Origin of the sequence: Methyloversatilis sp. (assembly GCF_051861465.1) — a bacterium.
Lineage (GTDB): Bacteria > Pseudomonadota > Gammaproteobacteria > Burkholderiales > Rhodocyclaceae > Methyloversatilis.
The window spans coordinates 150851-163185 of sequence record NZ_JBHYCQ010000006.1 but is presented as its reverse complement, the minus strand read 5'-3'; the positions used below and the strand labels follow the sequence as shown (position 1 = coordinate 163185).

The 12335-nt window shown below is 66.8% G+C and carries 13 protein-coding genes; 4 read left to right on the top strand and 9 right to left on the bottom strand.

The annotated features are described in order from the left end of the window. Positions 1-4: 4 nt before the first annotated feature. The gene (gene alr, locus ACTIFF_RS10570; RefSeq protein ID WP_439536790.1) at positions 5-1183 is read right to left on the bottom strand and encodes an alanine racemase; all 1179 of its coding nucleotides are present in this window, start codon (positions 1181-1183) and stop codon (positions 5-7) included. 102 nt (positions 1184-1285) lie between these two features. After that, on the bottom strand, positions 1286-2191 hold the full coding sequence (locus ACTIFF_RS10565; protein WP_439536789.1) for a LysR family transcriptional regulator: 906 nt from the start codon (positions 2189-2191) through the stop codon (positions 1286-1288). 246 nt (positions 2192-2437) lie between these two features. On the opposite strand from ACTIFF_RS10565, the gene lplT reads away from it, so the two are divergent. After that, the gene (gene lplT, locus ACTIFF_RS10560; RefSeq protein WP_439536788.1) at positions 2438-3703 is read left to right on the top strand and encodes a lysophospholipid transporter LplT; all 1266 of its coding nucleotides are present in this window, start codon (positions 2438-2440) and stop codon (positions 3701-3703) included. A 42-nt stretch (positions 3704-3745) separates the two neighbouring features. Here lplT and ACTIFF_RS10555 read toward each other — a convergent pair whose 3' ends face one another. The 3 genes from ACTIFF_RS10555 to tsaB are packed head-to-tail and all read right to left on the bottom strand — an operon-like array spanning position 3746 to position 5786. Further along, positions 3746-4540, bottom strand: coding sequence for a uracil-DNA glycosylase (locus ACTIFF_RS10555; protein ID WP_439536787.1), 795 nt, complete (start codon positions 4538-4540; stop codon positions 3746-3748). After that, on the bottom strand, positions 4537-5055 hold the full coding sequence (gene rimI / locus ACTIFF_RS10550; protein WP_439536786.1) for a ribosomal protein S18-alanine N-acetyltransferase: 519 nt from the start codon (positions 5053-5055) through the stop codon (positions 4537-4539). Before rimI ends, ACTIFF_RS10555 begins: the two co-directional genes overlap by 4 nt. A 5-nt stretch (positions 5056-5060) precedes the next feature. Beyond that, positions 5061-5786, bottom strand: coding sequence for a tRNA (adenosine(37)-N6)-threonylcarbamoyltransferase complex dimerization subunit type 1 TsaB (gene tsaB, locus ACTIFF_RS10545; protein ID WP_439536785.1), 726 nt, complete (start codon positions 5784-5786; stop codon positions 5061-5063). Between the two features lie 108 nt (positions 5787-5894). Between tsaB and ACTIFF_RS10540 the strand changes: the two genes are divergently transcribed. After that, positions 5895-7469, top strand: a complete 1575-nt coding sequence (locus ACTIFF_RS10540) for a tetratricopeptide repeat protein (protein WP_439536784.1) — start codon at positions 5895-5897, stop codon at positions 7467-7469. 45 nt (positions 7470-7514) lie between these two features. Here ACTIFF_RS10540 and ACTIFF_RS10535 read toward each other — a convergent pair whose 3' ends face one another. The 3 genes from ACTIFF_RS10535 to ACTIFF_RS10525 are packed head-to-tail and all read right to left on the bottom strand — an operon-like array spanning position 7515 to position 9112. Next, positions 7515-8390 carry a DUF1501 domain-containing protein gene (locus ACTIFF_RS10535; RefSeq protein WP_439536783.1) on the bottom strand — a complete coding sequence of 292 codons (876 nt, stop codon included), beginning with the start codon at positions 8388-8390 and terminating at the stop codon, positions 7515-7517. Between the two features lie 31 nt (positions 8391-8421). Further along, entirely contained in the window at positions 8422-8793 is a 372-nt protein-coding gene (locus tag ACTIFF_RS10530) for a hypothetical protein (protein WP_439536782.1), read from the bottom strand. Beyond that, the gene (locus tag ACTIFF_RS10525) at positions 8783-9112 is read right to left on the bottom strand and encodes a hypothetical protein (RefSeq protein ID WP_439536781.1); all 330 of its coding nucleotides are present in this window, start codon (positions 9110-9112) and stop codon (positions 8783-8785) included. Before ACTIFF_RS10525 ends, ACTIFF_RS10530 begins: the two co-directional genes overlap by 11 nt. Positions 9113-9293: 181 nt before the next feature. On the opposite strand from ACTIFF_RS10525, the gene ompR reads away from it, so the two are divergent. Together ompR and ACTIFF_RS10515 are read left to right on the top strand one after the other, a co-directional pair. Next, positions 9294-10022, top strand: a complete 729-nt coding sequence (gene ompR / locus ACTIFF_RS10520; RefSeq protein ID WP_305612812.1) for an osmolarity response regulator transcription factor OmpR — start codon at positions 9294-9296, stop codon at positions 10020-10022. A gap of 60 nt (positions 10023-10082) precedes the next feature. Continuing rightward, positions 10083-11510, top strand: a complete 1428-nt coding sequence (locus tag ACTIFF_RS10515; RefSeq protein ID WP_439536780.1) for an ATP-binding protein — start codon at positions 10083-10085, stop codon at positions 11508-11510. Here the strand turns inward: ACTIFF_RS10515 and ACTIFF_RS10510 are convergent. Continuing rightward, the gene (locus ACTIFF_RS10510) at positions 11504-12292 is read right to left on the bottom strand and encodes a SapC family protein (protein ID WP_439536779.1); all 789 of its coding nucleotides are present in this window, start codon (positions 12290-12292) and stop codon (positions 11504-11506) included. The genes ACTIFF_RS10515 and ACTIFF_RS10510 overlap by 7 nt on opposite strands. Positions 12293-12335: the final 43 nt, after the last annotated feature.

Genomic DNA, 12335 nt, shown 5'->3' with positions numbered 1-12335 from the left:
CGGCTCAGCGCACCGCAGCCAGCGGCGGCGCCTTGCCGGGCTCGCTTCCGGCTTCGGACAGGTCGGCGACGCCGACCTCGACCGCCGGCACGCGCAGCGCGAGCGCGCACACCAGTTCGTAATTGACCGTACCGGCCGCGGCGGCCACTTCGTCCAGCGCCACGTGTTCGCCCCACAGTTCGACCACGCTGCCCAGCCCAGTGGCCGGCAGATCGGTCAGGTCGACCGCGATCATGTCCATCGACACCCGCCCGACCAGCCGGGAGCGCACCCCGTCCACCGCCACCGGCGTGCCGCTGGGCGCATGGCGCGGGTAACCGTCCGCATAGCCGCAGGCGATCGTGCCGATGCGCATCGCGCGCTCGGCGGCGAAGGTGCCGCCATAGCCGATGCGTTCGCCCGGCTGCAGGTGTTGCACGGAAATGATGCGCGCCTCGAAGCGCATCACCGGTTTGAGACCGATGTCCGCCGCGCTGGCATACGCCGTGGCCGGACTGGCGCCGTACAGCAGGATGCCGGGGCGCACCCAGGTGGCATGCGTTTGCGGAAAGCGCAGCAGCGCCGCCGAATTGGCCAGCGACACCGGCCCGTCGAAACCCCGCACCAGCGGTGCGAAGCGCGCCAGCTGTGCATCGACGCCGCGTTCGCCGTCGGCGTCGGCGAAGTGGGTCATCAGTCCGATGGAGCCGGCGTGCGGCCAGGCGCGCAGCCGATCCAGCGCGGCGAGCGTGCGCTCGGGCGTGATGCCGAGCCGGTTCATGCCGGTATTCACCTTCAGGAACAATGGAATGCGGGCATCTGCCGGCAGCGCGACCGCTTCCAGCCAGTCCAGCTGCTCCATCGTGTGCACCACGACCGACAGGCGCCGTGCGGCGATTTCGGGCAGGTCATTCGGGCTGAAGAAGCCCTCCAGCAGCAGGATGGGTTGCCGGATACCGGCTTCGCGCAGCCGCACGGCGTCTTCCAGATCAAGCAGCGCGAAGCCGTCGGCCAGCGTGCTCAACCCGCGCGCAATGCGCGTGATGCCGTGACCGTAGGCGTTGGCCTTGATGACGGCCCACATTTTCGCGCCGCCGGCCAGTTCGCGGGTGCGCAGATAGTTGTGGCGCAAGGCGTCGAAATCGATGCGCGCATGAATGGGACGGAACAGCGGGAAGGGGGCGGTGTGGGACGGGCGCGACATGAAGGGCAAGGAATGGCGGGAAGTCCGCGAAACCGCGAATTCTACTATCCGGCGCCGGCCGGCATGCGTTCCGACTGTACCGAACAGATGCCGCGCCGGGTTTCAGCGTCCGCTCTGCCTCGCCAGACGCGCCGACGCGAACTCGCCGAACTGCTTGGCCATATAGGTACGGAAGCGCTCCGACGGATAGAGCAAGGCCATGTGGCGCACCAGCCGCGGACGCAGCGGTACGGCCACCAGCAGGCCGAGGCTGGTTTCGTGACGGATGGCGGCGCGCGACAGGATGGCGTAGGCCAGCCCGCGCTCGAGCACGCCCTTCACCGATGACAGCCGGTCGAGTTCGAACGCCAGCGGAAGCTTGGCCGGATCGACGCCGCCACGTGACAGATAATCCTCGAGCAATGCACGGACACTGCCCGCATCGCGGCCCGCACACGGGTGCTGCAGCAGGTGCTCCGGCGTGACCGCGTCCAGTCTGGCCAGCGGGAAATCGGGGGCGCAGACGACGACCAGTTCATCTTCGGCGCACGGTTCAACCATCACCTGTGCGCCGCCGCGACCCAGGCCTTCGACGATGCCGATGTCGAGCACACGCTCGTCCACCATGTCCTCGATCACGCCCGGGTTGTCGACGGTGAGTCGCGGCACCACGTTCGGATGCGCAATGCGGAACTCCGCCAGCACCGGCGGCAGATGGTACTCGGCCACGGTCGGCGTGGCACCGATCAGCAAGTGGCCGCGCAGGTCACTCGCCATTTCCTGCAGTTCGTTTTCGAGCGTCGCGAACAGGTCGAGGATACGGTCGGCGTAATCCTTCACCTTCAGACCTTCCGGCGTCAGCGTCACCCGGCCGTGTGCGCGCTCGAACAGTCGGGTGCCGAAATGTTCCTCAAGCTGCTTGATCTGGAAGGTGACTGCGGGTTGCGTCATCTGCAGCAGTTCGGCGGCGCGGGTAAAGGACATCTGGCTCGCCGCTGCGTGAAACACCTCCAGCCTTCTATCAGGCATTTTTCCCTCTTTATAAGTGACGCTCGCCCTCGTGGTTATAGACCAAGTTGACGTTTGCAGGTCAACCAAAATGTAAGGTTGAGCGGCTTTTCAGGCCGGTCGATCCGGCCCTCCCGGGTGCTGCATCGCATCAGCGGAAAGCAGTGTAGCAGCGCCGTGTCACGTCATCTGGACAGTGCGGGCTTCGTGGTATAAAGGCGCACTTTTTGCGCAGGGCCGGCGTGCAGTTCCGGCACACAACGCCCGATGCCTCTCGGCTTCTACATGATCATGGCCGCGCAGTTCTTTTCTGCGCTTGCCGACAATGCTTTGCTCGTGGTTGCCATCTTCGTGCTGAAAGATGCGCTGGCACCCGACTGGCAGATCCCGCTTCTCAAGCTGTTCTTCACGATTTCGTACGTGCTTCTTGCCGCCTTCGTCGGTGCGCTCGCCGATTCGATGGCGAAGCGCCGCGTGATGCTGATCAGCAACGGCATCAAGGTGGTGGGCTGCGCGTTGATGTTCTGGCACGTGCATCCACTGCTTGCCTATGCCGTCGTCGGTCTGGGCGCCGCATCCTACTCGCCGGCCAAGTACGGCATCCTGACCGAGTATCTGCCGCACCGTCTGCTGGTGGTCGCCAACGGCTGGATCGAAGGCCTGACGGTCGGCGCCATCATTCTCGGCGTGCTGCTGGGCGGTCTGCTGATCGACCCGTCGCTGAGTGCCCGCCTGCTGGCGATCGATCTGCCCTTCGTCGATACCGGACTCGACACCACTGTTGAAATCAGCCTGATGCTGGTCGGCCTGCTCTATGTGCTGGCCGGCATCTTCAACCTGTTCATTCCGGATACCGGCGTGCCGCTGAAGCCGCTGAACAGCAGCCCGGCCGCATTGATCGCCGATTTCAGCCACAGTTTCAAGGGTTTGTGGCAGGACAAGCTGGGGCAGATTTCACTCGCGGTGACCACGTTGTTCTGGGGCGCCGGCGCAACGCTGCAGTTCATCGTGATCGACTGGGCTGACCGCGCACTCGGCATGGGCCTGTCGCAGGCGTCGAAACTGCAGGGCGTGGTGGCGGTGGGCATCGCCATCGGTGCGGTGATGGCGGCGCGGCGCATCACGCTGCGCGGCTCGGTCCGGGTCATTCCGCTGGGCATTGCGATGGGCCTGCTGGTGCCGCTGATGATTTTCGTCACGCAGCTCTGGGTGGCGGTGCCCATCCTGATCCTGATCGGTGCCTGTGCCGGCTTCTTCGTCGTCCCGATGAATGCGCTGCTGCAGCACAGGGGCCACATGCTGATGGGCGCGGGTCACTCGATCGCGGTGCAGAACTTCAACGAAAACCTGTCGATCCTGATCATGACCGGGCTGTACGCCGCGCTGCTGGCCGCCGGCCTGTCGGTGTTCGCGGTGATGGTCATGTTCGGCCTGTTCGTCGCCGCGACGATGTTCATGGTCGGCAAGTGGCACAAGGCCAATCAGCGCAAGCGCGACGACGTGTCGCTGCTCGACGACGGCTTCGGCCACTGACCGCCCTTCCCCCCACTCCTGCCCCACTCACGGCCCGACAGCTCAGCGCGGCGCCAGCGCGGCCCGCGCGAAACACAGGTCTTCCCAAGCCTTGGCCTTGTCCTGCGGGCTGCGCAGCAGGTAGGCCGGGTGATAGGTGACGACCACCGGAATGCCTGCGCGGTCGAACAGGCGACCCCGGGCCGCATTGATCTTCACTTCCCCCCCGAGCAGGGTCTGCGCGGCCGGCCGGCCCAGCGCCACGATGATGCGTGGCTGGATCAATGCGATCTGCCGGTCGAGATACGGCTGGCAGGTGGCCATTTCGGCCACTTCCGGTGTCCGGTTGCCCGGTGGCCGGCATTTCACCGCATTCGCGATGTATACATTCTGTCCGCGCGCCAGACCGATGGCGGCGAGCATCGCATCGAGCAGCTTGCCGGCCTGACCGACGAAGGGCTCGCCGCGCAGATCCTCTTCCGCACCGGGCCCCTCGCCGACGAACAGCCAGTCGGCTGCGCGGTCGCCGACACCCGGCACCGCCATCGTGCGGCGCTCATGCAGCGGGCAGGCGCGGCAGGCGCCAATGGCGGCTTCCAGTGCCGCCCAGTCCATGCCTTCGGCTGCCACGCTCGCGGGCGCCAAGAGTGGCGGGGCGGTCGGCAACACGGCGGACCGGGCAGGCAGGACTGCCGGCTCGCGGGCGGGTGCGGCCGCCACGGGCGCCACGTCGGCGGCGACCGCGGCGGATGCGGGTGCTTCCGCCGGCGGACTGTCCACGGTCGCGCCCGACGCATCGCGCAACCGCCAGACCGGCGCCAGACCCATTTCCCGCAACATGGACGCACGCCGGTTCATCGACGCCAAGCCTCATTCGATCGCGCGCGCCAGCGCTCGCCCAGTTCGGCACTCATCACGATGGCGTCCTCGCGCCCGTCGAGCGCGGGGTAATAGCGCGGACGACGGCCGATCGGCTGAAAGGCGGCGGCCGCGTACATCGCACGCGCCGCCTCATTGGACGGACGGACTTCGAGAAACATGCGCTCGGCCCCATACAGGGCCGCTTCGCGCGCCAGGTGGTCGAGCATCAGGCGGCCCAGGCCGCGCCGCTGCATGGTGCCCGCGACGCTCAGATTGAGCAGATGGGCTTCGTCGAGCACGCACATCATCACGGCATAGGCGACCAGCGCGCCGTCCTGGTACAACACGCGGCAGCAGTAGCCGGCGATCAGCGAATCGGCGAAATTCACCCGTGTCCATGGAAAGTCGTACAGCGTGCTTTCCAGTCGGGCCACTTCGTCCAGGTCGCTTTCACGCATCGGCGCGAACGCACGCTGTGCCTCGGCGGCGGGCTGTACGGAGGCGGCAGACATGTCCATCAGGCGCGGCCACCCGCAGCCAGACGTTCGGCGGTCGTCTGCGCCACCTTGTCGCGCACATAGATCGGTGACGCCAGCGCGGCGTCGATGCCCTCGCCGGCCGCCAGACGCAGGCAGCCGAGGCGGCCGATCTGCCGCGCGTGCGCAGTCAGGCCGCTGTCGATGGAACCCAGACCTGCGACCCACGGCAACTCGCCGACCCCCGCAAGCGCGAACCCGCTGCCGCAGCCCTGCCACGATGCCAGTTCGCCTTCGGGCCTGCTCAGGCCGGCCGGCGGGCTCACCCGGATGTTCGAACGCGCCGACACGACATCGCCGCGCACCTCATAGCACGCGCTGTAGACCTCGCTCATGCGTGCGTCGACACAGACATACTTGAATCCGTCACCTGCCGACAGCGCCAGTGCCTCGAGTGTCGGAACGGCCACCAGCCTGACGCCGCTGCCGACCGACAAACCCTGGGCCACCGACACGGCCAGCCGCAAGCCGGTGAAACTGCCCGGGCCGGCGCTGAAGGCGATGCCGTCGAGCTGCGCCAGCGACAGGCCGCTTTCGCCCAGCAGTTCGGTCACCCATGGCAACACGAAGCGCGCGTGCGTGCCGGGTGTACCGCCTTCGCGCGCACGCACCTTATCGTCCAGCAACAGGGCGACCGACGCGGTTTCCGACGATGTTTCAATCGCGAGCAGCTTCATTCCGTACGGCAATTCGATATCGAAGCGCATGATTGTAGGGTGTTCCGGCGTCTCCGGACCGCCCGGCCGCTTCAAGTAAAGCGCTTTCCGAGCCGTTCATTGCGGCGTTATCGTTAACCCCGAAAGGGGCTTTTCGTCATGTTCCTGCCGACCGAAGCACTGGACAAGATGCGCGTCGTCATCGCCGACGCGAATCAGGTCGTCCGTACCTGGCTGCGCACCCAGCTGTCGCAGGCCGGCGTCAAGCACGTCGCCATGGCCGGCACGGCCGGCGACCTGCTGCGCCAGTGCGCCGCCACGACGCCAGACGTCGTGCTGTGCGACCACAACTTCGGCGAGAAGCACGACGGCCTGCGCACTCTGGAAGAACTCCGGCTGAACAATATCCTGCCGCTGTCATCGGTGTTCATCATCGTCACCGGCGAGCGCATGCGCGCCCGCGTCGTGTCGGCCGCCGAATTCGCGCCGGACGATTACCTGCTCAAACCCTTCACCTCCGGCCAGCTGGCCGAACGTCTGGAGCGGGCGGTCGAAAAGAAGCTCGCGCTGAAGGCTGTATTTGCCGAAATGGCGCAGCGCAACCTGCCGGGTGTGATCCTCGAATGCGACCGGGTGGTCGAGCGTACGCCACGCTACGCACTGGATGCGCTGCGCATCCGCGCCGAAGCGCTGATCGCACTCGGCCGACTGGATGAAGCCAGCGAAATCTATGAAGCCATCATCGCCCGGAATTCCGTGCCCTGGGCGCGCATCGGCTATGCGATGGTGCTGCGCGAGCGCGGCGAGGCGCGCGAGGCCGCCGAGCTGGCGGCGCAGATCAGCGAGGAGTTCCCGGATTTCATGGGTGTCTATGATTTCCTCGGCGAACTGCACGAACGCAACGGCGAGCTGGACGAGGCGCGCACCTATTACGAACGTGCCGATTCGATCGCACCGGACAATCTGCGGCGACTGCGCAGCCTGGGCGAAATCTGTCTTGAACTGGGCGACGTCGGACAGGCTGCGGCCGTCATGCGGCGCGTCGTCGAGCGCACCGAAGGCACCTCCCTGAGCTGTACCGAAGACCACCTGACCCTGATCAAAAGCCTGGTCGGGCTTGACGATGCGGATGCGGAGATCAACCAGCGCATGCAGGAAATGCGCACCATGCTGGGCGACAGCGAACGCGCGGCCGTGCTGTCCGACGTCATCGAGGCACGCCGTCTGAGTCGCAATGGCGACGAGGAAGGCGCGCGTCGTGCGATCGACCAGGCACTCAAGACCCATGAACAACTGCGCACGCCGGACACGCTGGCGACGACGGAACTTGCCGAAGCCTGCCTGCAGAATGACCGCCAGGACGCCGCCGAAAAATTGATCAGCACGTTGCCCGACGCGCCCGGTGTGCTGCCGAACCGGCTGAAACGCCAGTCACAGTCGGCGCGTGATCGTGCCAGGGCGGCGGCAGCGCAGCTCGAAGTCGAGCGCGCCGGAGGCCCCGACCTCGAGCACATCGAGGCCGAACTGAAGCGACTGGAAACCTTGATCAAGCGGCTGGATGTGACCTGGGACGACGCGCTCGCCACGGATGCGCGCAACATCCTGATTGACGCCTTCACGTTGGCACCGCGCGAGCGCAGCGTCATCGATGCGCACATCCATTACAACAGGGTGGCGCAGAAACACGGCTTCGACCGGCACAAGCCGACCGCGCGGGTCAGCAATCCGGAGTGACGCGGAACGCTCTGGTCGATCGGCGCCGCGGGGAGGTTCGCGCGCTCATGCAACCGCAAAGCTTGCGTCGGGAATGAAGCGAGCCTGCGCACCGGACCACCACGCACCCACCCCGCGATTCAGCGCGCCGATGTCGACCTGCGGCGCCGGATTGGCACGGCGGTCGAGCAGATCGAGATCAGGCTGTGCGCCGAACACGCCGCCGTTCAGCCGCCCGCCCGCGATGAAGTGCACGCCGGCACCGCCGTGATCGGTTCCGGCACTGAGGTTCTCGGCTGCGCGACGCCCGAATTCCGAACGTGTCATCAGCAGCGCGTCAGGCCAGCGGCCCGACGCCTGCAACGACGCACGCAGCGCCGACATCGTTGCGGCCAGTCGCGCCAGCAGGCGGGCATGTTCGGCGGGCTGGTGCTCATGGGTGTCGAACCCGTGCAGCACAAGATGCAGCGCATGCAGCGGCGCGCCGGACGCGATCTGTGCAAGCGCCTGCGCCAGCGACAACGGAGCGGGTGAACACGCCGGCCAGCTTGCGGAGGCATCCACCGACGGAAAGTCAGGCAGGGCTGCCTGCATGAGTTCGGACGCGCGATGGTGCGACAGGCTCGCTTCCGCGCTGCCCACGCCATGCAGGATCGCCAGTTCGCCGGCTGACCACAGCGGCATCAGCGGCCGCAGCGCCGGATGCAGCGCGTTGCGGTCATCGAGCGGCAGCCCGCTCGGCCGGTCGATCGCAAGGGTCGGTCTGAGCGCGAAGTAACGCGGATCGGAAAAGGGAATGACGGTGTTGAGACCGTCGTTGCCGCCAACCAGATCGATGACGATCAGCAGCCGGCTGTGCGGGGACGCCCGGGCAATCTCGATACCACCGCCCGCCGCCAGCGGCGCTGCAGCGGTGCACTGCAGGAACTGGCGTCTGTCCATCGATCGTCGGGAAGCTCTGCGGGGGGAGTGACTAACGGTCAGGCGTGTCGCGATACAGCTCGCGCGATGCGTCGCGGATATCGCGCCGCAACTGCCGGCGCTCTTCCGGCGTCAGACCGGGGCCGCGCTGATCGCCGTAATTGGCACGGCGCGCCACGGACGGATCTTCGCCGTCGAAGCGGCGCATCGGCGGCAGTTCACCGCTGGCGGGCATGATGCGTTCCATGTACTGGCCACCGACGAAATCGCGTCGCCCGACCGGTTCCCCGCCCGCGGCCTCGACCGTCGTCGAAACAATGACCGCCACACCCATACAGGAGCACAGCACGGCACGGCGCCGTCGTACGCTGGTCAGGTCTGCACCCATCATCGTTGTTCGCTCCTTGCCGTCGCTACTGTTCAACTGCGGCACCGCCCGGCGCTCGCGCCACCGGCCCGATGCGACCCGGATTGTAGAGGTAGAGACTGGCGCGGTGAAGTGCATACTGCCGCGCCAGATGTGCCGCCTGATCATTGCCCTGCGCCACATCCGGCGATGCAGCACCTGCCCCATCGCGCTTCAGGGTATCCGATGACCGGGCCGTAATTGGGTCAAACGGTGTCTGCGCCTCGACTTTCGCCGCACCGCCCGCCTGCACCATGGGCAACACCGCACTGGCTGCCGACGCGGCAAACGATGCACTGCAGACACACGCCCCGACCATCCATCCGAACCCTTTCATCACTGCCTCCCTGTGGCGTTTCCCGCCTTGACTGGTTGATGTATGAAGCCTGAACATTTGCTGTTAGCCGGATGTGAGCAGACCCGCACGGTTTGTAAGCGCACGTTAACGCCTGCGGTGCCGCTTACATGCGCTCACCGGCGGATTGAATACTGCAGACCCGCTCGGGTAGCATCGCGCCATGGAAGAAAAAAAACGCAAGGTCCTCATCGTAGATGACGACGCCCGTCTGCGCGCCCTGCTCGAGCGCTACCTCGGCGAACAGGGGTTCGCGGTCAAGGCCGTGGCCGACAGCACGCAGATGGACCGCGCCCTGGCGCGCGAACTGTACGACCTCATGGTGCTCGACCTGATGCTGCCCGGCGAAGACGGCCTCGCCATCTGCCGCCGGCTGCGTGCGCAGGACAACACGATTCCGGTGGTCATGCTGACCGCCAAGGGTGACGAGGTCGACCGCATCGTCGGTCTCGAAATGGGTGCCGACGACTATCTGCCCAAACCCTTCAATCCGCGCGAGCTGGTCGCCCGCATCAATGCCGTGCTGCGCCGGCAGGCACCGAAGCCGCCGCCCGGTGCGCCGGCGCTCGACGAACGCGTCGTGCACTTCGGTCAGGTCGAGGTCAATCTCGCAGCACGCACGCTCACCCGCGACGAACAGGAGCAGGTGCTCACCACCGGCGAGTTCTCGCTGCTCAAGGTGCTGCTCGAATCACCGCGCGTTCCGCTGTCGCGCGACAAGCTGATGGAACTGGCGCGCGGCCGCGAATATGACGCCTTCGATCGCTCGATCGATGTGCAGATGTCGCGCCTGCGCAAGCTGGTTGAAGACGACCCCGCCAAGCCGCGCTACCTGCAGACCGTGTGGGGCTTCGGCTACGTGTTCGTACCCGACGGTACACGGCATGCCTGATCTCGCCGGTGCGGCGGCTGGTCAGACACCGACCGGCTGCGTGCCGGCGCTTTACCCGTGGTGAAGCGCGGGCGTCGCCGCGGCAGCATTGCCCGGCTGACGGGTCAGGCCCTGCGCGCGCCGCTGCGCCGCTTTCCGCTGTTGCCGCGCACGCTGCTCGCCCGCACCTTCCTGCTGCTGGCCGGGCTGCTGACCGCCTCGGTACTGGCGTGGTCGGGCATCTACGCCTGGCTGGAACGCGCGCCGCGCGCGCAGCAGGCGGCGCAGATCATCATCAGTGTCATCAACCTCACGCGTGCATCGCTGGTCAGCGCCGATCCACAGCGACGCGTCGAACTGCTGACCGACCTGTCGATGCGCGAAGGCCTGCGCATCTATCTCGACGGCGATATTCCGGGCTTCGACCCTATCCCCGGTGACCGCTCGTTGGCCGCCATCGAGGACGAGCTGCGCAAGCGGCTCGATCCGCGCACCCGCATCGTCGTGTCGCGCGGCATCCAGACCGGGCTGTTCGTCAGCTTCAGCATTTCCGATGGCGAAGGCCTCGACGATTACTGGCTCATGCTACCGCGCAACCGCATCGAACGTCCGCTGGCGCTCGAGGTGGTCGGCTGGGGGACGGCTGCGCTGCTGCTCGCGCTCGGCGGTGCCTTCCTGATCGTGCGCCGGGTGACCCGGCCCCTGTCGGCGATGAAGCGCGCGGCACGCGCGATCGGCCGCGGCGAGCGCCCGGCCCCGCTGCCCGAGCAGGGCGCCGAAGAACTCGCCGAGGTGGCGCACGCGTTCAACCAGATGGCCGACGATCTGGCGCGCATGGAGGACGAGCGCGCACTCATTCTGGCCGGCATTTCGCACGACCTGCGCACGCCGCTGACCCGGCTGCGGCTCGACATGGAAATGGCCGGACTCGACCCTGACACGGTGCGCGACATGAGCGCCGACATCGATGACATGGACAAGATCATCGGCCAGTTTCTCGACTTCGCCCGCATGACCACCGGCGAAGAACCGGTCGAAGGCGATCTCGCCAGCCTTGTGCTGGAAGCCGCGCAGGCCTATACGCGCCATGGCTTTGCGGTGAGCGCCGCCCGGCTCGATCCGGTGCCGGCCATGCGCTTCCGGCCGCTTGCCATCCGCCGCTGCCTGAACAATCTGGTCGACAACGCGTTGCGTCATGCCGGTGAAGACAAGCCGGTCGAACTGTCATGCGTGATCGACGGACCGGACGCCTGCATCGATGTGAGCGACCGCGGTCCGGGCATCCCGCCCGAGCAGATCGACCGCCTGAAGCGGCCCTTCACGCGGCTGGACAACGCGCGCACCGGCCAGAGCGGCGCCGGGCTGGGTCTGGCGATCGTCGAGCGCACCTTGCGTGCGCACGGCGGACGATTCGAACTGCTGCAGCGCGAGGGTGGCGGGCTGGTCGCCCGCCTGCGGCTGCCGCTCGCCCCACCGGCAGCGGCCAGCCGCGACAGACAGGGTCAGTGAACGCTGCCTGATTCGGCCGCTGCGGCGGTCGCGCCATCGGCCGGCACCGCCGGCGCCTCGCCGCTGCGCTGCGCCGTGCGGTCGAGCAGCACGCGCAGATGGCCGAGCGACAGCAGCTGCGCATACACCAGACCCATCCAGCCGCGGCGGAACAGATCGACCGCCGCCGCTGCCGACAGGGATTGCAGCTTCGCTTCGTCGATCACCCACAGGCCGTCCAGGCGGAACTTGCGGCCGTCCTTCAGTTCGGCCATCGCGCTCATTTCGTTCAGCAGACCGAGCTGTTCGACCTCGCGGCAGAATTCCGCCGTGCGCTGCGCCTCGTTCTGGTAACCCTGCACGAACGCCAGCGCATTCTTCAGGAACGGCGTCTCGGCGCCGTTCTCGTCGAACAGTCGCTCGCCCTCTTCCTTGTTGAAGCCCGGAAACTGTTCGTCCATGCACACCAGCAGCTTGTCGGGTGCGGTGTTGTCCTGCACCGCGACGAAGGGGTAGCGGCGCACGAAGGCGGGCACGTAGCGTGCGTCCCACTTGCCTTCGTCGTTCAGGTAGAGGTTTTCCGCGTCGCGCAGACCGAGCAGCGCCACCGGTACCAGGCCGCCCGGCAAGCGCGCGAACACGATCGGGTACTCGCGCGCCACGTCGCCGAATTCGACCAGCGCCAGCGGCACGCAATTGGTGCTCGCGGCGAAACGCAGGTTGTCCTGCGGCTTCAGGTGCAGGTCGCGGTGGGTGTCGCGGTTCAGAACGACCACACTGTCGTAGAAAAGCAGCGTTTTCATTGAAATCCTTCCGGTGGATGGGAATGCGCCGGGCCCGATTCTA